Raw genomic sequence first — 23,950 nt, 5'->3', positions numbered from 1 at the left:
TCAAAACTGCCTAAAATTTAAGCAGCGCCCTACACGCTCTATGGCTTTCCCGCAAGCCGATGCTGCGCTACCCGGCGCGGGATATGACCGACTCCACGCCCCCTTCCGCATTGCAGGCCGTTGCCGTCGTGCTGGCCGGCGGCGTCGGTGCGCGTGCGGCTCTTGGCGGGCCCAAGCAGCTTGCATCGCTGGGCGGCAAGCCGGTGCTTCAATGGAGCCTCGACGCCTTAGCGGCGCATCCCGCGATCGCAAGCGGCGTGCTGGTCGCGAGCGATGACGTCATGGCAGCCATCACGCCGCTGCCCTCGGACTGGATTTCGGCACGCCCGGGAAGCGAGCGCCAGCAATCGGTGGCGAGCGCCCTCATCGCGCTTGCCGACCGACCCGACGAAACACGCGTCCTGATCCACGACGCCGCGAGGCCCGGCGTGTCGGCAGCGGTAATCGACCGGCTGCTGAGCGCGCTCGATACCAGCGATGCCGCAATCCCGACCCTGCCCGTCCCCGATACGCTGGTACGGCAGGATGGGCGAGAGGCCGGTGAAATCGTCGACCGGAGCAGTGTGGCGCGCGTGCAGACGCCGCAGGCGTTCCGGCTTGGCACGTTACGCCGTGCGCACGCCGCCGCGTCCGCCGAAGCGGCGACCGACGATGCCCAACTCGTGCGGCGACTCGGCGGGCCGGTAGCGGCGGTCGACGGGGACGAACGGCTGCACAAGCTGACCTATGCGGCCGACGTCGCGATCCTTTCGGGCCTGTTGCGAACGGAGACGATGATGCGCACAGCGGTCGGCATGGGATATGACGTTCATCGATTGGTTGCGGGCAAGCCCCTGTGGCTTGGCGGACTGGAAATCGCGCATAGTCATGGGCTTGAAGGTCATAGCGACGCCGACGTCGCGCTCCACGCCCTGACCGATGCGATCCTCGGTGCGCTTGCCGACGGCGACATCGGAACGCATTTCCCGCCTAACGATCCGGAGTGGCGCGGCGCGGCGTCGTGGCGCTTCCTGGAATTCGCCGGTCGGCGCGTTGCCGACGCCGGAGGTCGCATCGATCACCTCGACCTCACCCTGGTCGCCGAAGCGCCCAAAATCGGCCCGTATCGGGACAGGATGCGCGGCCGCATCGCCGAAATCCTTGCGATTCCGGTGGCACGCATTAGTGTGAAGGCAACAACCACCGAACGGTTGGGTTTTACCGGTCGCCGCGAAGGCATCGCCGCCCAGGCCGTCGCTACGTTACAACTTCCGGAGACATGAGTTTGCACCCCGACCTCGAATCGCGCCTCGCTGCGCGTGAAGCCGCCGCCACGGCAGCCCTGACCGCGAATCGCGCCGCTGGACGTCGCGTCGCGATTGCCGAAAGCTGCACGGGCGGCATGGTATGCACGGCGCTCACCGACATCCCGGGCAGCAGCGATGTGTTTTCGGCGGGCTTCATCACCTATTCGCGTGAAGCCAAGCAGTCGCAGCTCGATGTCAGCACCGAAATTCTCGACACCTTCGGCGAAGTCGCGCTCGCGACCGCGTGGGCAATGGCGGCCGGCGCGCTGACTAAAAGCGACGCCGATGTCGCGGTCGCGATTACCGGGATCGCCGGCCCCGGCGGTGGATCGGAAAAAAAGCCCGTCGGTCTCGTCGTCTTCGCCCGCGCGCTGCGCGGCCAGGACCCGGACGATTATTTCACTCAGCGTATCCAGTTCGAGTCGAACGATCGCGCCGCGATCCGCCACGCCGCCACGCTGTTCGCCCTCGAGCTGCTTCAGCCCGAGAAGGACTCGTTGCGCCCGTCCGAAGATACCGAGTTGCCCGCCCCGTAAAGCACGGCCGCGCGCTCTTCGAACGCCGCAATCATGCGGCGCAGGGCCTTGTCGAACATTTGTCCCGCGAGCGTTTCGAACAGGCGGTTGCGAAACGAGAAATCGACCATGAAATCGACGCGGCAGCCGCCGCCTTCGGCTGGCGTGAAATGCCATTCATTGTCGAGGTGGCGCATCGGTCCGTCGATATAATGGACGTCGACCCGCGTCGGTTTTTGTTTTTCGACCCGGCACGAAAAGCTCTCTCGCAGCCCCTTGAACCCGACGATCATGTCGGCCAACGCCTCGGTTTCGTCATCACTCCTGACACGCAGCGCGACGACCCACGGCAGGAAATCGGGGTAGCGCGCAATGTCGGTGACAAGCGCGAACATCTGGTCCGCGCTGTAGGGAAGTTCGCGCGTTTCGTGATGCCGTGGCAAGGTCAGTCGGCGGCCGCGCGAGCGAGCTTCGCCTCGCGCGCCGCTCGCATCGCCGCGAAGTCGTCGCCGGCATGATAGCTCGACCGCGTCAGCGGCGACGAGGCAACCTGGAGGAAGCCCTTCGCCCGAGCAATCTGGGCATAGGCGTCGAACGCCTGCGGCGTCACGAAGTCGATGACCTTCGTATGCTTCGGCGTCGGCTGGAGATATTGGCCCATCGTCATGAAGTCGATGTCGGCGCTGCGCATGTCGTCCATCACCTGGTGCACTTCCATCCGCTCTTCACCGAGGCCGAGCATGATGCCAGACTTGGTGAAGATCGACGGATCTCGGCGCTTCACCTGTTCGAGCAGGCGCAGCGAGGCATAATAGCGCGCGCCGGGACGGATCGTCGGATAGAGCCGCGGCACCGTTTCGAGATTGTGGTTGTAGACATCGGGCCGGGCGTCGACGATCGAAGCGACGGCATCCTCCGGCTTGTTGCGAAAATCGGGGGTCAGGATCTCGATCGTGGTCTGCGGCGTTTCGCGGCGCAGCGCCTCGATCACGCGAACGAATTGGCGGGCGCCGCCATCGGGCAGGTCGTCGCGATCGACCGAGGTGATGACGATATGCGTCAGCCCCATCTTCGCCGCCGCGACCGCGACATGTTCGGGTTCGAGCGGGTCGACGGCGCGCGGCATGCCGGTCTTGACGTTGCAGAAGGCGCAGGCGCGCGTGCAGGTGTCGCCGAGGATCATCACCGTCGCATGCTTCTTGGTCCAGCATTCGCCGATGTTGGGGCACGCCGCTTCCTCGCACACGGTATTGAGGTTCAAATCGCGCATCAGCTTGCGCGTCTCGGCATAGCCGGGGCTGGTCGGCGCCTTCACGCGGATCCAGTCGGGTTTGCGGGCGCGCTGCGAGGGCTGCGAAAGCGGTTGGACGGGTGCGTTCATGGCGACCACATAGGCGCGCGGGCGCCTCTTCTCAACCATCCATCTTCTGCTAAAGGGCTGGCATGACTCGCTTTGCAGAACTGGTCGATGGCTATCGCCGCTTTCGCGCGACAGGCTGGAAGGAACAACGCGAACGTTGGGACGAGCTCGCCGAAGGGCAATCGCCCAAGGTGATGGTCATCGCCTGCTCCGACAGCCGCGTCGAACCCGCGCAGATTTTCGACACCAATCCTGGCGAGATTTTCGTCGTCCGAAACGTTGCCGCGCTCGTTCCGCCGTTCGAGACGACTCCCGGACGCCACGGCGTCTCGGCGGCGCTCGAATTCGCGGTGCAGTTCCTGAACGTCGAGGAAATCGTCGTGATGGGCCACGGCCTGTGCGGCGGTTGCCATGCCGCGCTGCACCGGACGATGGAGGGCGCAGAGCCTGGCCGCGGCGGCTTTATCGCCGACTGGATCGCATTGCTCGACGATGCGAGCACAGAGGTTCGCGCCGCCCACACGGACATCGACAACCGCGATGCCGGTCGCGCGATGGAGATGGCCGGGGTCAAGGTCAGCCTCGCCAATCTGCGGACCTTTCCGTGCATCCAGGAGCGCGAGAAGCGCGGAACGCTGAAGCTGCGGGGCGCTTTCTTTGCGATCAGCGACGGTGTTCTGCATGTGCTCGACGAAGGAAAGGGGACGTTCGCTCCGGCCTGAACGCCCTCCTCCCTTTCTTTCGTTTCGAAACGCGCTACACCCTCCGGTCATGACCAACGCGACCCTATTCGCCATCGGCGCCTATTTTGCGCTGATGCTCGGCATCGGCCTTTATGCCTGGCGCAAATCGACCTCCGACAGCAGCGAATATCTGCTCAGCGGACGGAGTCTCGGCCCCGCGGTGACGGCGCTTGCGGCGGGCGCGTCGGATATGTCGGGGTGGCTGATGCTGGGCCTTCCCGGCGCCATCTATGTCTCGGGGCTTGCCGAAAGCTGGATCGGCATCGGGCTGTTCCTGGGCGCATGGGCGAACTGGGTGCTCGTCGCGCCGCGGCTGCGCGAACAGACCGAGCGATACGGCGCGCTGACCATTCCCGAATTCCTCGGCAATCGCTTCGCCGATCGCAGCCATGTGCTGCGCGTCGTCGCCAGCCTGGTGATCGTCGTCTTCTTTGCCGTATACAGCGCGTCGGGCCTCGTCGCGGGCGGCAAGCTCTTCGAATCCGCCTTTGGCCTCTCCTATCAGACAGGGCTTTGGGTAACCGCATCGGTGGTGGTCGCCTATGTCGTGCTCGGCGGGTTCCTGGCGGTCAGCCTGACCGATTTCGTTCAGGGCACGATTATGATGATCGCACTGATTGCCGTTCCCCTAGTCGCCCTGACGCATTTCGGCCAGAGCGCAAGCATCTGCGACATCCTGCGCGATATCGATCCCGACATGCTGAGCCTGTTCGGAGGCACCAGCCTGCTCGCGGTCATATCGGCCGCGGCGTGGGGTCTCGGCTACTTTGGGCAACCGCACATCATCGTGCGCTTCATGGCGATCCGGTCGGTGAAAGACATCCCGACCGCGCGGTTCATCGGCCTGTCCTGGATGCTGATTTCGCTGATCGGAGCGATTGCGGTCGGACTGGTCGGGCGCGCCTGGTTCGCCGCCCATGCGACGCCGATCGACGATCCCGAAACCGTGTTCATCCTGCTGGGACAGGTCCTGCTTCACCCACTCGCGCTCGGTTTCCTGCTTTCGGCCATCCTCGCCGCCATCATGAGCACGATTTCGGCGCAGCTTCTGGTGACCGGATCGTCGCTGACCGAGGATTTCTACCGCCTGTTCGTGCGCCGCGATGCCGGCGAAACCGAAATCGTGACGGTAGGACGCCTTTCGGTGATCGCGGTGGCAGCGGTCGCGATGATCCTTGCGCAGAATCCCGACGGCAGCGTATTGAGCCTCGTTTCCAATGCCTGGGCCGGCTTCGGTGCCGCGTTCGGCCCGGTGATCCTGCTGTCGCTGATGTGGCCACGGATGAACCGGAACGGAGCCCTGGCCGGGATGATCGTCGGGGCTCTCGTCGTCATACTCTGGATTCAGGCCGGATGGAGCGCAACGCTCTATGAACTGGTTCCCGGCTTCGCGGCGGCCATGATTGCGATCGTCGCGGTGAGCCTTGCCGCCCCGCTATCCAAGGAGATGCCCGATGGCTGACGGTAATGTCGCCCTGTTGATCGACGCTGACAATGCGCGTCCGACGGGACTCGACCCGGTGCTCACAGCACTCGCCGAACTCGGAACGGTGAATATCCGCCGCGCCTACGGCAATTGGCGCAAACCCGCGCTGAAGGGGTGGGTCGACCAGCTCCATCGCTTCGGGATAGAGCCGCAGCAGCAGTTCGACCTGACCAAAGGCAAGAATGCCACCGATATGAAGCTGACGATCGATGCGATGGACCTGCTCTATCGCGGCCGGCTCGACGGGCTCGGGATCATGTCGAGCGACAGCGACTTCATGCCGCTCGCCATGCGCGTCCGACAGGATGGCATCCCGGTTTACGGCTTTGGCAGCGCCAAGACGCCGGAGGGCTTCCAAGGCGCCTGCACGCGCTTTATCGACGTCGACGCGCTGATCGAGGCCCCGGGAACCGACCGGAAAGCGTCGGCCAAAAAGACCATAGCCCCCGACGTGATCGAATTGCTGGGCAATGCCTGGAAGACGGCCAAGCGCGACGATAGCGGCTTCGCGCTGCTCGGAGAGGTCGGACAGATCGCGGGCAACCGGTCCAGCTTCGACGTCCGCAACTATGGCTACAGCCGATTGTCGGATATGATCGCCGACATCCCCAATTTCGTGACCGAGCGCGTCGAGGGCGGTCCCTTGCGCATCAAAAGGGTGCGTTAGCCACAGCTTTTAGCCGCGTGCGGGGTTGCGCTCCGCCTCCGTGCGGTCCACAGGGCGCGCATGCCGATCAAGCCGAAACTGCCGCGCTGGGCGCGCCTGTGGCAGCTGCGCGCGCAGCGCCGAGCGCGGACCGAGGTGGTCGACATCTGGCGCCGCGCCGCGATGGTGGGCGGGGCGCTCTTGCTCGGCTTCGTTGCGCTCGCATTCGCCAAGGCGGGCGACGAGGCGCAAAAACTGATCTTCCATATCGCGCATCAGGTCTGGTGGCTGCCGATCCTCCTCACACCGGCCGGCTTCGCCTTCGTCGTCTGGGCCGCCAACCGCTTTTCACCCGAATCGCGCGGCTCGGGTATTCCACAGATCATCGCGGCGGGGCGTCGGCCCGAACAGGAATCGAATGGCCCGCTGGTGTCGCTGCGCACCGCCTTTGCCAAACTCGGATTGACGTTGACGACGCTGGCGGTCGGCGGGTCGGTCGGGCGCGAGGGGCCGACGGTACAGGTAAGCGCGGCGATCATGGTCGCCATACATCGCCTGCTCAAGGTCCGGATCACCGCCGGCGTCTATATCGCGGGGGGCGCTGCGGGGGTGGCGGCGGCGTTCAACACGCCGCTTGCCGGGATCGCCTTTGCGATCGAAGAGCTGGCCTCCGCCTATGAACAGCGCGTCGCGGTTCTGACGATGGGCGCGGTGATGATCTCGGGCCTCGTCAGCCTCGCGCTGGCGGGCGACTATGTCTATTTCGGCGTCATGCGCGACACGCTGCCGGTCAGCGACACGCTGCTCATCGCGCCGATTGCGGGTCTTGGTGGCGGGCTCGCGGGCGGATTGTTCGCCCGTATCGTTCTCGCCGCGAGCGACAAGACCGCCGACTGGGCACGCCGGGTCGCCAAGCGGCCGATCCTCTTTGCCGCCGGCTGCGGTCTCGTCGTCGCGGTGGTCGGGGTGGTGACCAAGGGTGCCACATGGGGCACGGGCTATGACGTGACCAAATTCCTGGTCGAAGGCAATCACGGCAAACTGTGGTTCTTCCCCGCGAAGTTCGCCGCCGCCCTCGCCTCGACACTCAGCGGCGCACCGGGCGGCATCTTTGCGCCCTCGCTCGCGGTCGGCGCGGGCTTCGGCAACCTGCTGACCCCGATTTTTCCGGAAAGCCCGGTCGGAGCGGTGGTGATGATGGGCATGGTCGCCTATTTCGTCGGCGTCGTCCGGGCACCGCTGACCGCCGTCATCATTCTGATCGAGGCGACCGCGGCGCGCGGCGTTATCCTGCCCCTGTTCCTGACCGCCCTCATCGCCGACTGGACGAGCGCGCAAGTTTGCCCGACGCGTCTCTATCACGGCCTCGCCCGGCGGATGATGCCGCAAAAGGGCAAGCCGCCGGCGGTGGCGGTCCCCTGACCGGTTACGGGATGGCGTAAGTGACGTTTGCCTGCCCGACGGGACGGCTCGCATCGTCGGTATAAAGTCGCACGTCCATCACCGCGAGCCGCTTACCAAGGCGTAGCAGCGTAGCCTCTGCATTGAGCGGTTCGGGCAGGCACGGGCGCAGGAACTGATAGTTGAGCGCACTCGTGACCGCCATCGCGACCGGCCCGATATGTGCGAGGACGAGCGCATAGGCCGCCATGTCGGCTAGCCCCATCTGGGTCGGCCCCGAAATCAGGCCGCCGGGCCGTAACATGGTCTCGGCGGGCTCCTGCCTGGCGACGAGGCGGCCCGGTTCGACCGATACGACGCGCCCGCGCGATCCCGGCGCCGAATTGGGAAAGGCGTCGGCCATGAAGTCGTTCAGCGCCTCCGCATCCAGGCGGAGCGCGCTCGACGAAACCGGCTGCTCGGTGGGCGGCGCGCCGTTCCCCTCGCTCATCGGGGTTACCGGGTGAGCTTTTTATAGGAGGTCCGGTGCGGACGCGTCGCCTCGTCGCCGAGGCGGCGGATCTTGTCCTCCTCATAGGCTTCGAAATTGCCTTCGAACCATTCGACGTGGCTATCGCCCTCGAACGCCAGAATGTGCGTCGCAAGCCGGTCGAGGAAGAAGCGGTCGTGGCTGATCACCACGGCGCAGCCTGCGAAATTCTCCAGCGCCTCCTCGAGCGCCGCCAGCGTTTCGGTATCGAGGTCGTTGGTAGGCTCGTCGAGCAGGAGGACGTTGCCGCCGGCTTTCAGCATCTTCGCCATATGGACGCGGTTGCGCTCGCCGCCCGACAACATGCCGACCTTCTTCTGCTGGTCGACGCCCTTGAAGTTGAACGCGCCGACATAAGCGCGCGTCTGCATCTCGTGCTTGCCAACGGTCATCATGTCGTGGCCGCCAGAGATTTCCTCCCAGACATTCTTGTTGGGGTCGAGCGCGTCGCGGCTCTGGTCGACATATCCCAGGCGCACCGTATCGCCCAAGGCGATCGAACCCCCGTCGGGCTGCTCCTGCCCGGTCAGCAGGCGGAACAGCGTCGACTTACCCGCGCCGTTCGGACCGATCACCCCGACAATGCCGCCCGGCGGCAGGGTAAAGGACAGGTCCTCGAACAGCAGCTTGTCGCCATAGGCCTTCGAGACATTCTCGACCTCGATCACCTTGCCGCCAAGGCGTTCGGGAACCTGGATGACGATCTGCGCCTTGCCGGGGGCGCGGCTTTCCTGCGCCTCGACGAGCTGGTCGAAGCTCTTGATGCGTGCCTTCGATTTCGCCTGACGCGCTTTCGGCGACTGCCGAATCCACTCAAGCTCGTCCTTGATAGCCTTTTGGCGGCCGGCGTCCTCGCGCGCTTCCTGTTCGAGCCGCTTGCCCTTCTTTTCCAGATAGGTCGAATAATTGCCCTCATATACGAAGTAGCGGCTGCGATCGAGTTCCAGGATCCAGTTCACGACATTGTCGAGGAAATAGCGATCGTGGGTGACGAGGATGACGTTACCCGGATAGTCGACGAGATGCTTTTCGAGCCAGGCGACGCTTTCGGCGTCGAGGTGGTTGGTCGGCTCGTCGAGCAGCAGGATCGACGGCTTTTCAAGAAGCAGGCGGGTGAGCGCGATGCGACGCTTTTCGCCGCCCGACAGGTTCTCGACGCTCCAGTCGCCGGGCGGGCAGCGCAGCGCTTCCATCGCTATTTCGAGTTGGTTGTCGAGCGTCCAGCCGTCGACCGCATCGATCTTTTCCTGAAGCTCGCCCATCTCCGCCATCAGGGTGTCGAAATCGGCATCCTCGGGCGGGTCGGCCATCAGCGCGCTGATCTCGTTGAACCGGTCCATCATGTCCGCGACGTCGCGCACGCCGTCCATGACATTTTCCTTCACCGTCTTGGTCGGATCGAGCTCTGGCTCCTGCGGCAGATAGCCCACAGTAATCCCCTCGCCCGGCCAGGCTTCGCCGGTGAAATCCTTGTCGATGCCCGCCATGATCTTCATTAGCGTCGATTTACCCGTACCGTTCGGGCCGACGATGCCGATCTTCGCGTCGGGGTAGAATTGCAGGCTGATGTTGTTCAGCACCGGCTTCTGCGCGCCGGGATAGGTCTTGGAGAGACCCTTCATCACGAAACTATATTGGGCCGCCATCGAAATGCTCCGAAATCCGGGTGAAGCCGCGCCCTCTGGCGGGCGGCGGCGGGGAGACGTTGAATCGAGCGCCGGTTAGCGAATGGGCGCGCACTTGGCAATCGACGCTTGCTCCCCATGCGCCGTTATCGCTAGGACTGCGGCCATGAGAAACATCTATGCTCCCGCCCGCTTCGCCGGCCTCGCGGCCGCCGCCCTCGCCGCTACCGGCGCCCTGGCCTATCAGGCTCCGACCGCGGTGGACCTTGCCCAAAAGGGTGCCGACCCCGCGTGGGAAATTGCCGAAGGGCTGACGACCGAGATTGGACCGCGCCCCGCCGGAACCGAGCGCGAAGCCGCCGCCCGCAAATGGGCGGTCGCCAAACTGAAGGCTATGGGGTTCGCGAAAGTCCGCGAGGAATCCTATACTATGCCGGTGTGGCAGCGCGGCGAGGAAATGGCGTGGCTGACCGGTCCGTTCGTGCCGCAAAAACTGGCGATCACCGCGCTCGGCAACAGCGGCTCGACCGGTCCCGAGGGACTGGAGGGCGAAGTCGCCTATTTCGCGAGCTTCGACGCCCTCGCCGCGGCCCCCGACGCAGCGGTGAAGGGCAAGATCGTCTTTATCGACAACCAGATGAAACCGACGCAGGACGGCAGCGGCTATGGCTTCTATGGCCGCGGACGCTTCGTCGGGCCGAATGTTGCGGCGAAAAAAGGCGCCGCCGCGATCGTTATCCGCTCGATCGGCACCGACGGCCATCGCAACCCGCACGCCGGGGTGACGAATTTCGAAGCCGGCGTAAATCCGATTCCGGCCGGCGCGATCTCGAACCCCGATGCCGACCAGCTTGTTCGGCAGCGCCAGCGCAGCGCTCGTCCGCTCACGATGAAACTCCTCCTGACCCCCAAGTCGATAGGCGAGCAGGCATCTGGCAACGTCATAGCGGAGGTCCCGGGCAGCGATCCGGGTGCGAGCCCGGTGATCGTCGCATGCCACCTCGATAGCTGGGACCTCGGCACGGGGGCAATCGACGACGCGTCGGGCTGCGGAATCATCACCGCGGCCGCGAAGCATGTGATGGAGGCCGGGCGGCCGCGTCGCTCCATCCGCCTGCTCTGGGCCGGCGCCGAAGAGGTGGGCGTTTTCGGCGGGCAGGCCTATTTCGATGCGCATGGCAAGGAAGCGCACGCCGTTGCAATGGAATCGGATTTTGGCGCCGATCGCATCTGGCGTGTCGAATTCAAGCTGCCCGAAAGCGCAGCCGACCTTGAAAAGCGGATCAGGGCCGCGGTCGCACCTTTCGGGGTCGCAACGGGCCGCGACGAGGCGCATGGCGGCGCCGATGTCGGGGCATTGATTCAGGCGGGTGTCCCGGCGGTCGACCTGGGGCAGGATGGAACGCGCTATTTCGACATTCACCATACCCCAGACGACACGCTCGACAAGATCGATCCTGCGCAATTGCGTCAGAATGTCGTGGTCTGGAGCGCGACCTTGGCGATTCTCGCGAACAGCTCCGACAGCGAGTTACCATAGCACTTAACCGGAAAACGCCGTTTTGCGCGCTCGCGTGACATCTCAATTATTTTTGTTGACGATTCACGCGGAACGTCTAAATCCCGCCGCTCGCGCCGCGGGAAATTTCCCAAGCGCGGAAAGGCATTTTAGGGAGCCCACACATCATGAAGAAGTTTGCTGCTATCGCCGTTGCTGCCAGCATGTTCGCCCTCGCCGCTTGCGGTGAAAAGGCTGCTGACGAAGCCACCACCACCGAAGCTCCGGCCGCTGACGCGACCATGGAAGCTGGTGCCGACGCTGCTGCTGCCGGCGCTGACGCCGCTGCCGAAGGTGCGGAAGCTGCTGCAACCGCCGCCGACGCTGCTGCGACCGACGCTGCTCCGGCTGCTGACGCTGCTGCTCCGGCCGACGCCGCTGCCGCTCCGGCTGAAGAAACGAAGTAAGTCACGGCCCTTCGGGGCATTGACCGAACCGAAAAGAGGCGGTCTTCCTTCGGGAAGGCCGCCTTTTTCTTTTGGTCCGGTACCGCACGTCAATGTGGCGCGAGGATCGCGGCGAGAAGCGCGAGGATCGCGAAGGCTACAAGCCCGCCGAGAAAGACGAACCGGCGCGCCCGCGACGTCAGAATGATCTCCCCGCCGCGAACGTCGCGCGCGCGATGGTCCGTCTGATTATCCGGATGTGTATCTGGCCGCGCCATGATCAAAGCATCGGATAGCTGAGGCCGTAATAGCCATAGATCGTCCGGCCGTAGTCATCGGTATATTCGGGCGTTTTCTCACGCTCGTGACGCGGTGCACCCTCGATCTGCGCTTTCGTCAGATTGACGACATATCCGCCTTTGTCGACGTCATAGGTCAGCATGTCCCAAGGGATCGGGTAATGATCGCTGCCGAGGCCGAACAGGCCCCCGAATTCGAGCACGGCATATTCGCTTTTGCCCGAGCGCTTTTCGATCATGATGTTGACGATGGTGCCCAGTTTTTCATTTTCGGGGTTATAGACTGCGGTCCCTTCGACTTTGTCGGACGCGATCAGGCGGTGCGTTTGCGGTCTGTCGAGTGTGTCGGTCATGGCTCCTTCTCCTTTGCTGGATGAGGGCGGCGACACAGGGTGGCACCGCCACCTTTCCAACCAACGAGCCAGCATCGCCGATGTTCCTCGACCGGTCGCGGGGCCGGCACGGCTGCGCGGATCGTCAGTCGATCCTTGCCTGAAAGCTGAGGACGAAATTCGTCGGCGTTCCCGTCGATCCGGCCATGGCGCCGCGCGGGCGCAGGCAAATATGGCGTATCGCGGGGTCATAAGCGGCTACCGGGGTGTAGCTGCAACCCGAAAAGCTGGTCGGACGCGTCGCTGCGTTCGAGTAGCGGATGTCGGTGCCGCTGTTAAAGGTCAGCGCGCTCGTCGGCGTACCCTGCACAAAGATCGGCGTCGCGGCGCTGCCTACCACGATCCCCGGCGGCAGCGTGTCGACGATCAGCACGCTATTGTTGTCGACGGCCGTCGGGCCACTGTTCTGCACCGCAAAGCTGTATCGCACGATGGCACCGGGAATCGCCTTGGGATTGCTGGCGCCATTCACTGGATCCGACACGAGAGCCGATGTCTTGACGATCGTCAGCGCAGCATTGGGACCCCGTTTGCTGTTGGTGATCGTACAGGTGATGACGTCGCCCATCTGCGGCGTCACGCCGCCACCGGGGATCGTTGGCAGAACCGTCGAAGACCCGGATGCGTTCGTGCAGGCCATGGTGGCGATGTATTGATCGAGGAGCGTCGTGCCCGCCGCCGCTTCGCCGAGGTTGAAGGTCTCTCCCGCTGCAAGCTGAACCTGTCCGGTCGATCCGTTCGCGACCGCCGCCCCCGTTCCCGTGGTCGTCGCCGTCGCCACCACTGTCCCACCCTGATCGATCTGGACCGTGAACTGATCGCCGGCAAATTGCCGCCCCGACGCCGCGAGCGCCTTCACAAGTTGCAGATGGGGAAAGGGTGTTTCGGTGAAGGTACAACTGACCGCATCGCCGAATTGCAGCGCGCCGAAATTATAGGTGGTCGTTACGACGCCGGTCGGAAGCGGGGTGCCGGACCCGCTGTTGCCGTTGGAGCAACTCAGCACCGAGCGATAGTGCGCCAGGCTGTTGCCGCTGCCGCTCGCCATCGACTGCACGAGCGTCAGCGGCAAGGCCGCTGAACTTGACAGCGCGGCCGCGGTGAACGGGCCGTTGCCGGTTCCGCTCGTGGCGCCCGTGGCAAGTGCGGTCCCCGTACCCGTCGACCGGATCGAAAAGGCGAACTGGTCGGCCACCGAGACCCGGGTGGGCGCGATTTGAGTGGTCAGCCGGATCGATGCGAAGCGCACCGCGAACATCGCGCCCTGAAGGCCGCTACCGACCAGCGTCGTCGTAACCTGGGTCGGAGAGGTCGAGCCGACGATATAGGCCCCAACCGTCCCGTTGACCCCGGTTTCGGTAAAGCTCGTCGTTCCGGCGCCCGAAACCGTCGGGTACGTCGATCCGCTCACGGGTCCCACCGTATCGAGGATCTGCCAGCCGCCGCCGTTGGTCTGAAACCTCAGGCTTTCTCCGCCGTTCGACGATTCACCATCGGCCCCGACGAACATGTATTGGCTGATCGTTCCCGACGTCGGCGGCGTCAGCGTGATGCTGCTGATGGTGACCGTCGTGGTGCCGCCAGCGGTCTGATAGAGGACCGGACGTCCTGCGATACCGGTGAAGGCCGTGTTGCCGACCGCGGCGCCCGACCAGGACGGCGCCGCCGCGGACGTCGCCGTGGCTCCAGACACCTTCAACTGAAAGCTCATTACCGTGCCGTCGGTCAAGGTGAAGGAAAAGCTCTGCCCATCCGAAGAGCGCGCGGTCGCGTCGTTATAGGCCGACAGGTCCAGCCAGCAATAAGTCTGCCAATCGGCCGGACCGGTGGCACCCTGCGCCGTTGCATAATAGCAGTTGGCCGCGTGAGCCGGAGCCGCACCGCAGAACAGCGCAACCAACAGGCCCAACGCCCAAAGCCAGTTTTTCCAGCCAATCCCCGCCATCGCTGCAATCGCCTTGGTCCCTTTGCCGAACCCAATAATCGCAATTGCTTAGCGGGGAGTTAAGCCTGTCCCATATCGGGACAGGCGAAATTGGTCGGGGAGACAGGATTCGAACCTGCGACATCCTGCTCCCAAAGCAGGCGCGCTACCGGGCTGCGCTACTCCCCGACCCTGCGCGCGCCTTTATCAGTCTGGCGCGCGAAGTCTATCCCCGCTTTGGGACGACAACGCTATTGTGTCGAGGTGCGGATCAGCCGCGCGTAGAAATCGATCATCCGCTTGAAGCTGTCGACCGCCATATGCTCGTTGGTTCCGTGGATCATGCCGGCTTCCTTGAGCGACAGGTGCATCGGCATGAATCGGTAAACGTCCTTCGACACCGGCTCCATGCTTCGACTGTCGGTACCTGCGACGACGAGCGTGGGAGTAAGCGTCGCGCCGGGAGCATCGGCGCGCGCTGCGGCGGCGATCCACTTCCAGCCCTCGGAGCTGGTCGACGAGATGCGCGAGGGCTCGCGCGGGGGCTTGACCCACGACAGCTCGACTTTCAGATCGCCCACCGCCTCCCGCGCTCGCGCCAGGACGTCGGCCGAGCTGTTCCACGGTGCGATCCGATAGTTGATCAGCGCGTTTGCCGATTGCGGCAGGACGTTTTCCTTTGGGCTGCCCTCCAGCATCGTCGGCGCGATGGTCGTATGGAAAGCCGCCGCGGTCGAGGGCGACGCCGCGATCTGGCGCTTGAGTAATGGCGCGAAAAGCCAGCGATTGGCGACCGCCATCTTGGTCGTACCGCCTTTTTTGGCTGCCAGCGCCTCGAGCATCGAGGCACCCGGACCGCGGATCTCCAGCGGGAACGGATTATCGGCGATTGCGAGCACCGCCTTTGCCAGCGTGGTCACGCCGGTTTCGGCGGGCGGCATCGAACTGTGACCCCCGGGCGCGGCCGCCGTCACCTTCAGCGTGCCGTACCCCTTTTCGCCGATCCCGATCATGATCGCAGGGCCATCGATGACGGGCGTATCGGTCAGAACCAGGCTGCCTTCGTCGATCGCGAAAATCGCCTTTACGCCGTCGGCCTTCAGCCTGGCGGCGGCGGCAATGGCGCCCGATCCGCCCGCCTCCTCGTCATGGCCCGACACCAGATAGATGCCGCGCCTGGGCTGGAAGCCCGCATTTGCCAATGCCTCCAGCGCCTCGAACAGGCCGACCAGCGATCCCTTGTCGTCGACGGTACCGCGACCCCACACCGCATTTTCGGCGATCCGCCCCGAAAAGGGCGGATATTTCCAGTCGCCTTCGGTTCCCTCGGTGACCGGAACGACGTCCTGATGCGCCATCACGATGATCGGTGCGAGCGTCGCGTCGCTCCCCGCCCAATGATAGAGGAGCGTGCGGTTCGGCAATATCGTGCGCGTCATCGCCTTGTGCGCGGCCGGATAGGCCGCGGCCAGCCACGCGTGCAGCCGGTCCCACTCGGCGAGCTGATTGTCAGTCGCATCCTGATGCGAAATCGTCGGAATTTGCGCCGCCGCGCTCAGATGCCGGACCGCATCGTCCAGGCTATAGGCCGGCGCGGCAGCGAGCGTGACGTCGCTGCCGTCCGCGACATCGCGGGGAGCAAAGGTCGCCGTTTCGACCGCAACCGCGCCCGCGGCAACCGCGACGATCGCCAGTCCTCCCAGCAGAATTGCGCGCGTCTTCGCCATGTCCCCTCTCTTTCGGTTTTCCCGCTTGGGCCTTTGGACCAACTTACAGCGATGTTGGCAAGGAAAATGGTGGGCCCGGCAGGACTCGAACCCGCAACCTAGCCGTTATGAGCGGCCAGCTCTAACCATTGAGCTACAGGCCCCCTAGGGGCCGGGCGGCGATAGCGGAGCGGGCGCCCTATTGGCAAGGAGGTTCAGCGATCGGCCAGCGCGACAACGGCGGCGGCGTCGGTCGGTTCCACACCGCGCCGCGCCAGATGATCGAGCACGACATCCCACCAGCGATAGAAACGGTCCAGATCGGCCGCGCTGCGTACATAGGGCGTGTTCCCCGGTCGTAGCGATGGCGAATGAAAGGAAAAGTTCAGCACGGGAAGCCGCATGTCGACCGCGATATCGATCGCCCGGCACGCCCGCTCGGCGGGGATGCCCTCGGGAGTCAGTGCGATGCGCTCGACAAGCCCAAGCCGCGCGAGCAGAGCACGGGCGCGCGTCCCCTCGCGCGTCAAGCGATGGTATAGCCCCTGCCCGGCCTGCCCGAGCAGCCCCCCGAATACCGTGGTGACGGGCATTTCGAGCAAATTGCCGGCGGCGGTCGACACGCGCCAGGGATAGAGCGGGGCGGCGCGATAGTCGGGGCCGTGCCCGGCGCGATAGTCGAACCCCGAGCGCACCGATGTATCGCACCGAAAGCCGAGTTCGGCGAGCATCGCTGCGCTTTGCGGGCCGAGGCCATAGCGTCCGGCGCGATAGACGGTTGGCGCCAACCCGAAACGATCGCGGATCGCGTCGCGCAGCGCCGTCATCTTCGCGCGCTGCAACGCGATCGGCAGATTGCCGGTGTAGCTGTTGCGGTCGTTCACTGCCTCTTCGTGAGGCGGCGTCACCCAGGGGTGGAGCTGCGCACCCACGTCGCAGCGTCCGCCGGCCTGCGCATCACCCAGGATGGCGTGGGCGCGATCGTCGGCGACGATCGGCCAGTCGACCAGATAGATCGGGCGGACGGCCGCCTTTTCGAAATAGGCTTGGCATGCTGCAAGCGCAGGGACCGAATCGAGGCGAAAGCCATCGCGCGTGAACGGCGCCGACCAGTCGAAATCCTCTTCGGTGTCGACCGTCACCCAAAAACGCGGCGCCTCGTCGTCGGACAGGCGGATCCAGTCCGCTGCCGCGGGAAAGTCGAACAGATTGCCCGCCGCCTGCACGCCATCCCCCTTCACGGCCTTAGTCGCCCTGCCGGACCTCCCGGTCGGCATCGGCCTTCGGGTTGGCCGAGCGCAAGTGCAAGGTCAAGGCGTTATGCCCGATATCGAGCCGACCGCCCGCCCCGCGCGCCAGCCTGTCGACGAGCCGCAACGAAAAACCGAGGCTGAGCACCGCGGCCCCCGGCGCCTCGCCGTCGGGGCTGTAGCCCGGATCGAGCAGATCCGCAGCGCTGGCGAAGCGAATCGCCGCGGGACGGACGATCCGCAATTGCAGCATGTCGTCGTGCGCGTTTTCGGTAACCAGCTGGCCGACCAGCGCCGCGCCGGGCTCGCAAATGTCGACCAGAGCGGTCAGCAACCGGCCAATCATCCGTCGGGCATCGGTTTCGCTCGCGACGGCGCGGAACGGACCACCCACCCGGGCGATCGTCAGGTCGATCTGCTGGTCCTCCACCAGTTCGGCCAGATCGCCCTCGACCTGGGCCATGATGACGCCAAGGTCGGAGACGTCGGAAGGCATGTCCTCCGCCAGCTTCGCATCATCCTTCGTCGCGGTGTCAAGGTCATCGATGATCGCCTGGATCGCCGCGGCGTCGGCGACGATCGTTTCGGCCATCGTGCGATAGGACTGGCTGACAGGCCCGAACATCTGACCCGAAATGATCTGCCCAAAGCCCGAGATCGCATTGAGCGGGCTCCGCAATTCGTGGATGAGCTGGCGGATCGAATCGCCGGCATCGCTCGATGCCGGGTGCCCATAGGGTATTTCGTTCCGCGACGGTCGCCGCGCGCTCGCACGATAGCCGCGGAACTGGCCGCTCGCCGGGTCGAACCAGGGCAAGGCCGAAAAGCGCCATTCGCCGGCTTCGCTCGCCATGCCTTCGATGGTCATGCGAGCATTCAGGATTTCGGCGCGCTGCCGAAAGGCGCCCGCCGCAACGCCGTCGACGCCGGGTTCGCCGCCGATCGCCGCATCGGCGATGGACAGGCCGATAATCGCCCCGCGCGCGATTCCGTCGACCCAGTGAACGATGCCGTCCGGGCCCGTTTCGAACAGGAATGCCTTGCTGACCGGCGCGGCGCTTGCGTCGGAAGGCGGCTGGTTGCGAGTCGACTGGAATTGGCCGATCCGGCGGACGAGCTCGCTGATCTGGCTCGACCCGGCCGGCACCTGCTCAGCCGCGGAAGACCGGTGAACGGCGGAAAGCGCCTCCGGACGGTCGGGCTCGATGGCCACCTCGTCCCGACCGTGCGAGGAATGCGGCAACGCGACGGAAGCGCTTCCCAGTGCAGCAAGGGCCCTTTGCAGCATCGGCGACAAATTGCCGCGCCCCGCCAGGATCGAGCGCGCGATCGGGCCCGTCGCAGGCAACAGGGCCAGCCAGTCGGCGTCCGCGAGCCGCGCCTCGCGGAGCATCGCGGCCGATACGCTCGGCACGTCGTTGGCATAAAAGGCGACGAGGGGCGCAAAACGGCAATGCCGCGCGATCGCCCGCGCGCAATCGCCGCGAACCGCTTCGGGAACCTTGGTCCGCAGCACGGCGAGCGCATGGAGTGCGCGCCGGATATCCGAATCCGCCAGTTGATTCCCGCGCTGCGCCAGAATATCGGAGAGTTGTCGCCACGCGGCGATGCTGGCCCGCCCATCGGCGGGCGCCTGGCGCAGGATCGTCGCGATCATCGTGTCAGCAGTCACCTGGCACCGGCCCCACACCCGTCTTCATTGGTTAGCATTTCATTACCGGCTAGCGTGAATCGCGGCGGCAGGAAAGCACCTTAACCATCGCGTCGCATTGTGGGACAATTGCAATCGGCTGAAATAATATTATGGTCGTTCAATGCTTGGAAAGCGGAAGTTACAAAATGGCGAGCCAAAAATTCGATCAGATCGATTTGCAGATCCTGGACGAGCTGCAGAAAAACGGGCGGATTACCAACGTTGAACTGGCGCAGATGGTGGGGCTGACCGCCCCTCCCTGTCTGCGCCGGGTTCGCGCCCTCGAAGAATCGGGGGTGATCCGCGCCTATCATGCCGACCTCGACGCGGCGAAGCTCGGCTATGGCATCACCGTCTTTGCGATGGTCAGCCTGCGCAGTCAGGCCGAAGCCGACCTGAAGGCGTTCGAGGACTATGTCGGACACCTGCCCGAAGTGCGTGAATGCTACATGCTCAACGGCGAAATAGACTTTCTGTTAAAGGTCGTCGCGCGCGATCTTCAGAGCTTTCAGTCGTTCCTGACCGCGCACCTGACGTCGGCGCCGAACGTCACCAGCGTGAAGACATCTCTGACGATTCGCACCGCGAAGCAGGTTGCGGGAATTCCCGTCGAACTCTGACCGCGGCCGTCGATCAGGAAAGAGGCGCCGACCGCAAGGCCGGCGCCTCATTTTCGTACATCGAGTGAAGCCGGATCAACTGGCGGTTGCCGGCTGCGGCGCCGCAGCGGGCGCGGCATTCAGCTTGGCCAGCCAGAATTTCGCGAGCAGTTGATACGGTCCCGTGATCTGGCCAAAGGTCGTCTTTGCCGAAGCGGCATCGCCCGACATCGCTTGCGCGACGGCCATGCGATAGGTCCACATCTCCTTGTCCGCACCCCCGTTCGCCGCCGCCTGATACAACGGGATTGCGTCGGCATAGCGGCCATAGCCGGCGAGCGCATCGCCGGTCGCGCCCGCGACCTTGGGATTCGACAGCGTCGAAGGCTTCTTCGCATAGGCTCCGATGGTCGATTCCTCGTCGCCGGCCCGATCGGTCTGCGCCTTCAGTACTTCGTTGAGAGCGGTGTCGGTGGCGGGAATGACTTTCGCCCGCTTGCCGGCTTCGATCGCCGAAACCGCCTCGCCCGGCAACGCCGCTTCGGTCGCCAGCTGGGCATATTCGGCGTATTCGCTACGCTCGAGGAGCGCATTGGTCGCCCGCATCAAGCGAAAGACGTCGAGCGACATCGCCTTGTTTCCGCCGGTCGTTCCCAGCACCAGGCGAAGTGTCTGGTTCCAGGTCGCCGCGTTCGGATACGCCTGGACGCGGAGCGCCAACAGATCGAGCATTTCGTTCGTGCGCTTGGCTTCCTGCAAAGCACGCGCAGGCGTCACAAACAATTGTTCGGGAGGCTGCTGCCCCGCCGCAAGCATGCGGTTGATCTCTTCCTTTGCGAGCGCCACGCCCTTGTCGACCTGGCCGCCGCTCACATAGCTGTTGACCAGCAGCAGCGGCAGGTTGGGCTCGGTCGACCCGGCGGCCTTCGCGGCTTCGAAGCGTTGAGCCGCCTTGGCATAATCCTTTTTCTCATAAGCGAACTGGCCCGAGAAAAGGTTATAGACCGGCGCTTCGCTCGCTGGCACCTTCCCGGTCGCCAGCGCCGTGTCGAGCCCCTGCTCCTGCAACGCCTTGTCCTTGTTCAGGATGCCGAGCTGCAATGTGAAGAAGCCGACGAGATATTTATCGTCCTCGGTCGTCGCCTTGGGCTGCGCTTCGGCAAGCGCGGCTTGCAGTGCTGCCGCATCCTTCTTGCTCAACGCTTCGTTCAACCCCTTGAACGAGGGGGCGAAGCCCTTGCTGGGCGAAATCTGCGCGCCCTGCGATTCTTCCTTCTTCTGTTTTTCCTTGGCAGCCGCCGGGGCCGCCGCGGTCGTCATCAGCGCGCAGCCCAGCAGCGCGGCCATAGCCGTGGCGGGCATCGAGCGAAAACGGTTGACCATGCAAATCTCTCCTTTGAATCGGCCGCCCTGCCCGGACATGCGCAACCCGCGGCCGCGTTTCGATAACGCGGCTAAACGGCTAGCGTTGCCAAGGCAAGACGGCCTTCGTCGTTATCCTTATGGACAGCGGCGGCTGAACGGGATTTGAACCCGGTTCGTCGTCGCCGAAGATCAGGCGTTTCCGTCGATCGCGTCGATCGCCGCGTGAATGCGGCGCAGGACCGCGGGGTCGCCGGGCACCCCGTTCATCGCCTCTTCCGACAATTCGATCAGCGCGACAATTCCAAAGGTCGCCGACAGGCTTTTCAGGCGCAACGCCGCCATATTCCAGTTGGCGTCGCAGCGCGACCGGCGCATCAGGTCGGCCAGTTCGCGCGCTCCCCCCGTAAAGGCGCCGCGCAAATCAAGCGCGGCCGCCGGGTCGTTACCGACGGCGGCGGTCAGGTACCGGTCGAGGGGGCCGCTATCGAACGACATTCCACAGCCTTGTCATGCTGTGGTTAAGTTTCCGTTTCATGGTCGCCATTTGCTGCTAATATGCGATTATGACGGGGCATAAGAAGATCGTCGGTCTGTGGCGGGATTCCGCGACGAACCAGGAAACGGACGTGTCGGCGCCGGGTGATGGCGTCGAACCGGAGGCACGGGCCGAGTCCGAACGCGACTGGCTCGACATGTCGGCGCTCGATGCGGCCGATGCCCCGGTGGCTCCGGACGAGGATTCGCGGCCGACGCTGCGCGACCAGCTTCCCGCAGTTCTGCTCGTGCTTGTCGCGATCGGCTGGACCGCCTTCGCACTCGCGACAACAACGCAGGGATTTGCCAGAACCCTGCCGCTTGACGAATGGCCGGCGCTCATGGCGACGATCACCATGCCGTTGACCTTGCTCGGGATGGTCTGGATGGTGTGGCTGCGCTCGAGCCGGTCGGAGCAGGCGCGCTTCGCCCGGGTCGCGGCGGCGCTCCGGGCCGAGAATGCGGCGCTCAACGATTCGATCCGCGGTCTGGCGGCGCATCTGGCCGATGCGCAGAGGCAATTGTCCGATCAGGCCGGCACGGTTCAGCAACTCGGGCTCGACACCGTGGCGCGGCTGCACGAAAGCAGCGACAAGCTGGCCAGTAATGCTTCGGTGATCGCGAACGCGCACGACCAGCTCGCTCGCTCTGGCGACGTGGCGATGCAGCGCATGGACGGCTTGCTCGCCGGCCTGCCGCGGATCGACGATGTCGCCCAGCGGCTCGCGGTCAATTTCCGCGAGGCAGGCCTTGTGGCGCACCAGCAGGGCGCCAACCTCGAAGCGCGGCTGGCCGCACTTGCCGAAGAGGCGGCGAAGGCCGCACAGGTGGGTCAGGATTCGGCGGCGGCACTCGACGAGGCTATCGGAGGGCTGCGCGCGCAGAGCAAGGATGCCGAAAACGAATTGCTGGCGGCGTCGGCCCAGGTCACCGGGGCGCACGGCAAGGCACTGGCGCAGATCACGGGTTCCGCGGCGACCATACGCGACGATCTCTCCGCGACGGTGGAAGCACTGTCCGAACGCAGCACGGCAGGCTGGCAGGCATTTCGCGAGGGCGTCGAGGCCGCGACCGCCGAGCTCGACGCGCGCCTCGCAGCGGCGTGCGATGCCGGGGACGCGATCGGTGCGGACATCGCCCGTCACAGCGAAGCCAGCGCCGCACTGACGGCCCGCATTGGCGAAGATGCCGGACGTGTGCGCGAACAGCTGGAGCTTCTCGACATCAGCGTGTCGGCAAGCACCGGCGTCATCGGCCGGGCGATCGCCGACACCAAGGCGCAGCTTGCGACATTCATGGACGAGGTGACAAAGGGCAACGGCGCTGCGCACCAACTGATCGGCCATGCCGAATCGCTGTTGCTCGCGCTCGATGCGGTGACCCGCGAACTCGACGAGACCCTGCCCCATGCGCTCGATCGCATGGTGGCGCATGGCAAGACGACTCAGACCGCGCTTTCGCAGATGAAGCCGATGCTCGAAGCGTCCGAACTTGTCGCGCAGTCGACCCTGTCGCACGTCAACGCCGTGAAATCGACGCTCCACGCCAATGAGGAGCAGATGGCCGCTCACGGCGAGCGTCAGCAGGCGCTGGTCGACCGGATCAACGCTGCGCTCGGCGAAGCCGACGCCGCGCTCGCCAGGCTGCACAGCGGTGCGGACAGCTTCGCCGAACAGGGCGGCGCGCGGATGGCCGCGACCCTCGACGAGGTGCGCTCGACCGCCGAAGCCGCTGCCGCCGACGCGCGCAAGACGCTCGATGCCCTCGTCGCGGGTGCGCGCGAGGCGATGGAGGCGACCGCCGGCGAAGCCGTCGACGCGGCGTTCAAGACCGAGGTGATGACCCAGCTCGCGGCGATCGAAAACGCATCGCAACGCGCGGTCGAGGCGGCAAACGGTGCTGCCGACCGACTGATGCGCCAGCTCATCACGATCATGGATACCAGCGCGAGCGTCGAACAGCGGGCGGTCGAAGCGGAACAGGCGATCGCCGCGTCGGATCGCGATTCGCTTGCCAAGCAGGTCGGCCTGCTGACCGAAGCCCTCAAATCGACTGCGATCGATGTCACCAAAATCCTGTCCAGCGAAGTCAGCGACACCGCCTGGGATGCGTATCTGAAGGGCGATCGCGGCGTCTTTGCGCGCCGCGCCGTCAAGCTGGTCGAAAACAGCGAGGCGAAGGAAATCCTGCGCCTCTATCAGAACGACGACGGCTTCCACGCCGCGGTGAACCAGTTCATCCACGATTTCGAGGCGATGCTGCGCCTGCTCATCGGCGCACGCGACGGCTCGGCGATCAGCGTTACCCTGCTCTCCTCGGACATCGGCAAGCTCTACGTCGCACTCGCCCAGGCGATCGACCGCCTGCGGGGGTGATGGTGCAGCTCGCGGGGGTTTGCGACCGAAGGGGACTTTCCTTCCTCGTCACCCGGGACTTGATCCGGGGTCCACTAGGCGCAACGTTGGAAGAATGGATCCCGGATCAAGTCCGGGATGACGAATGCCCGTGAACGACCGATTGCGGACGTTAACTAGGCTTCGTGGACAAAGCTTGACTGTGGACTCGGACCTTGATTCAAGGCTGGCTTTTGGAGGCTGCCTTGGGCGAGCGGATTGGCGTTACAGACGAAGAATGGGAAGTGATCGGGCCGCTA

Annotated in this window: 22 protein-coding genes and 2 tRNA genes; 10 read left to right on the top strand and 14 right to left on the bottom strand. The window is 64.9% G+C overall.

Annotated elements, in window-relative coordinates; genetic code table 11:
* Positions 1-83 precede the first annotated feature (83 nt).
* Positions 84-1,262: a bifunctional 2-C-methyl-D-erythritol 4-phosphate cytidylyltransferase/2-C-methyl-D-erythritol 2,4-cyclodiphosphate synthase gene (locus AC58D2_RS10420; RefSeq protein ID WP_497390015.1), complete on the top strand. Its 1,179-nt coding sequence runs from the start codon at positions 84-86 to the stop codon at positions 1,260-1,262.
* On the top strand, positions 1,259-1,822 hold the full coding sequence (locus AC58D2_RS10415) for a CinA family protein (RefSeq protein WP_497390013.1): 564 nt from the start codon (positions 1,259-1,261) through the stop codon (positions 1,820-1,822). Before AC58D2_RS10420 ends, AC58D2_RS10415 begins: the two co-directional genes overlap by 4 nt.
* On the opposite strand, the gene AC58D2_RS10410 is transcribed toward AC58D2_RS10415, so the two are convergent.
* A complete protein-coding gene (locus tag AC58D2_RS10410) occupies positions 1,765-2,244 on the bottom strand; it encodes a type II toxin-antitoxin system RatA family toxin (protein ID WP_497390011.1) in 480 nt (159 codons plus the stop codon). The two genes, AC58D2_RS10415 and AC58D2_RS10410, sit on opposite strands and share 58 nt — an antisense overlap.
* Before the next feature lie 2 nt (positions 2,245-2,246).
* Positions 2,247-3,182 carry a lipoyl synthase gene (lipA, locus tag AC58D2_RS10405; RefSeq protein ID WP_497390009.1) on the bottom strand — a complete coding sequence of 312 codons (936 nt, stop codon included), beginning with the start codon at positions 3,180-3,182 and terminating at the stop codon, positions 2,247-2,249.
* A gap of 62 nt (positions 3,183-3,244) precedes the next feature.
* Between lipA and AC58D2_RS10400 the strand changes: the two genes are divergently transcribed.
* The 4 genes from AC58D2_RS10400 to AC58D2_RS10385 are packed head-to-tail and all read left to right on the top strand — an operon-like array spanning position 3,245 to position 7,458.
* The gene (locus AC58D2_RS10400; RefSeq protein ID WP_497390007.1) at positions 3,245-3,883 is read left to right on the top strand and encodes a carbonic anhydrase; all 639 of its coding nucleotides are present in this window, start codon (positions 3,245-3,247) and stop codon (positions 3,881-3,883) included.
* 49 nt (positions 3,884-3,932) lie between these two features.
* Positions 3,933-5,366, top strand: coding sequence for a sodium/proline symporter PutP (gene putP / locus AC58D2_RS10395; protein ID WP_497390005.1), 1,434 nt, complete (start codon positions 3,933-3,935; stop codon positions 5,364-5,366).
* Positions 5,359-6,057 carry an NYN domain-containing protein gene (locus AC58D2_RS10390; RefSeq protein ID WP_497390003.1) on the top strand — a complete coding sequence of 233 codons (699 nt, stop codon included), beginning with the start codon at positions 5,359-5,361 and terminating at the stop codon, positions 6,055-6,057. Before putP ends, AC58D2_RS10390 begins: the two co-directional genes overlap by 8 nt.
* A gap of 60 nt (positions 6,058-6,117) precedes the next feature.
* On the top strand, positions 6,118-7,458 hold the full coding sequence (locus AC58D2_RS10385; protein ID WP_497390001.1) for a chloride channel protein: 1,341 nt from the start codon (positions 6,118-6,120) through the stop codon (positions 7,456-7,458).
* 4 nt (positions 7,459-7,462) lie between these two features.
* On the opposite strand, the gene AC58D2_RS10380 is transcribed toward AC58D2_RS10385, so the two are convergent.
* Together AC58D2_RS10380 and ettA are read right to left on the bottom strand one after the other, a co-directional pair.
* Complete coding sequence (locus AC58D2_RS10380; protein WP_497389999.1) at positions 7,463-7,927, bottom strand: PaaI family thioesterase; 465 nt, start codon at positions 7,925-7,927, stop codon at positions 7,463-7,465.
* 5 nt (positions 7,928-7,932) lie between these two features.
* Positions 7,933-9,612, bottom strand: a complete 1,680-nt coding sequence (gene ettA, locus AC58D2_RS10375) for an energy-dependent translational throttle protein EttA (RefSeq protein ID WP_497389997.1) — start codon at positions 9,610-9,612, stop codon at positions 7,933-7,935.
* A gap of 145 nt (positions 9,613-9,757) precedes the next feature.
* Here ettA and AC58D2_RS10370 point away from each other — a divergent pair, with 145 nt between their 5' ends.
* Positions 9,758-11,131, top strand: coding sequence for a M20/M25/M40 family metallo-hydrolase (locus AC58D2_RS10370; RefSeq protein ID WP_497389995.1), 1,374 nt, complete (start codon positions 9,758-9,760; stop codon positions 11,129-11,131).
* A gap of 146 nt (positions 11,132-11,277) precedes the next feature.
* Complete coding sequence (locus AC58D2_RS10365; RefSeq protein ID WP_497389993.1) at positions 11,278-11,556, top strand: hypothetical protein; 279 nt, start codon at positions 11,278-11,280, stop codon at positions 11,554-11,556.
* A gap of 89 nt (positions 11,557-11,645) precedes the next feature.
* Here the strand turns inward: AC58D2_RS10365 and AC58D2_RS10360 are convergent, their stop codons facing one another.
* From AC58D2_RS10360 to AC58D2_RS10325, 8 genes are all read right to left on the bottom strand, one after another.
* Complete coding sequence (locus AC58D2_RS10360; RefSeq protein ID WP_497389991.1) at positions 11,646-11,813, bottom strand: hypothetical protein; 168 nt, start codon at positions 11,811-11,813, stop codon at positions 11,646-11,648.
* Positions 11,814-11,815: 2 nt separating this feature from the next.
* Positions 11,816-12,187: a PRC-barrel domain-containing protein gene (locus AC58D2_RS10355; RefSeq protein ID WP_497389989.1), complete on the bottom strand. Its 372-nt coding sequence runs from the start codon at positions 12,185-12,187 to the stop codon at positions 11,816-11,818.
* 124 nt (positions 12,188-12,311) lie between these two features.
* Positions 12,312-14,171, bottom strand: a complete 1,860-nt coding sequence (locus tag AC58D2_RS10350; RefSeq protein ID WP_497389987.1) for a CshA/CshB family fibrillar adhesin-related protein — start codon at positions 14,169-14,171, stop codon at positions 12,312-12,314.
* A 91-nt stretch (positions 14,172-14,262) separates the two neighbouring features.
* Positions 14,263-14,339: transfer RNA gene (locus AC58D2_RS10345), tRNA-Pro, on the bottom strand.
* A gap of 62 nt (positions 14,340-14,401) precedes the next feature.
* Positions 14,402-15,877: a M20 family peptidase gene (locus AC58D2_RS10340; RefSeq protein WP_497389985.1), complete on the bottom strand. Its 1,476-nt coding sequence runs from the start codon at positions 15,875-15,877 to the stop codon at positions 14,402-14,404.
* 67 nt (positions 15,878-15,944) lie between these two features.
* Positions 15,945-16,020: transfer RNA gene (locus AC58D2_RS10335), tRNA-Ile, on the bottom strand.
* 51 nt (positions 16,021-16,071) lie between these two features.
* The gene (locus AC58D2_RS10330; RefSeq protein WP_497389983.1) at positions 16,072-17,097 is read right to left on the bottom strand and encodes a polysaccharide deacetylase family protein; all 1,026 of its coding nucleotides are present in this window, start codon (positions 17,095-17,097) and stop codon (positions 16,072-16,074) included.
* A 4-nt stretch (positions 17,098-17,101) separates the two neighbouring features.
* A complete protein-coding gene (locus tag AC58D2_RS10325; RefSeq protein WP_497389981.1) occupies positions 17,102-18,778 on the bottom strand; it encodes a histidine kinase dimerization/phospho-acceptor domain-containing protein in 1,677 nt (558 codons plus the stop codon).
* Between the two features lie 167 nt (positions 18,779-18,945).
* On the opposite strand from AC58D2_RS10325, the gene AC58D2_RS10320 reads away from it, so the two are divergent.
* Positions 18,946-19,419 carry an Lrp/AsnC family transcriptional regulator gene (locus AC58D2_RS10320; RefSeq protein WP_497389979.1) on the top strand — a complete coding sequence of 158 codons (474 nt, stop codon included), beginning with the start codon at positions 18,946-18,948 and terminating at the stop codon, positions 19,417-19,419.
* A gap of 75 nt (positions 19,420-19,494) precedes the next feature.
* On the opposite strand, the gene AC58D2_RS10315 is transcribed toward AC58D2_RS10320, so the two are convergent.
* Positions 19,495-20,781, bottom strand: a complete 1,287-nt coding sequence (locus tag AC58D2_RS10315) for a tetratricopeptide repeat protein (protein ID WP_497389977.1) — start codon at positions 20,779-20,781, stop codon at positions 19,495-19,497.
* A 171-nt stretch (positions 20,782-20,952) separates the two neighbouring features.
* Positions 20,953-21,258, bottom strand: coding sequence for an Hpt domain-containing protein (locus tag AC58D2_RS10310; RefSeq protein WP_497389975.1), 306 nt, complete (start codon positions 21,256-21,258; stop codon positions 20,953-20,955).
* A 68-nt stretch (positions 21,259-21,326) separates the two neighbouring features.
* On the opposite strand from AC58D2_RS10310, the gene AC58D2_RS10305 reads away from it, so the two are divergent.
* Positions 21,327-23,672, top strand: a complete 2,346-nt coding sequence (locus AC58D2_RS10305) for a hypothetical protein (RefSeq protein ID WP_497389973.1) — start codon at positions 21,327-21,329, stop codon at positions 23,670-23,672.
* Positions 23,673-23,950 lie beyond the last annotated feature (278 nt).

This window comes from Sphingopyxis sp. CR5 (assembly GCF_059693785.1).
This window is presented reverse-complemented; position numbering and strand designations above follow the sequence as displayed.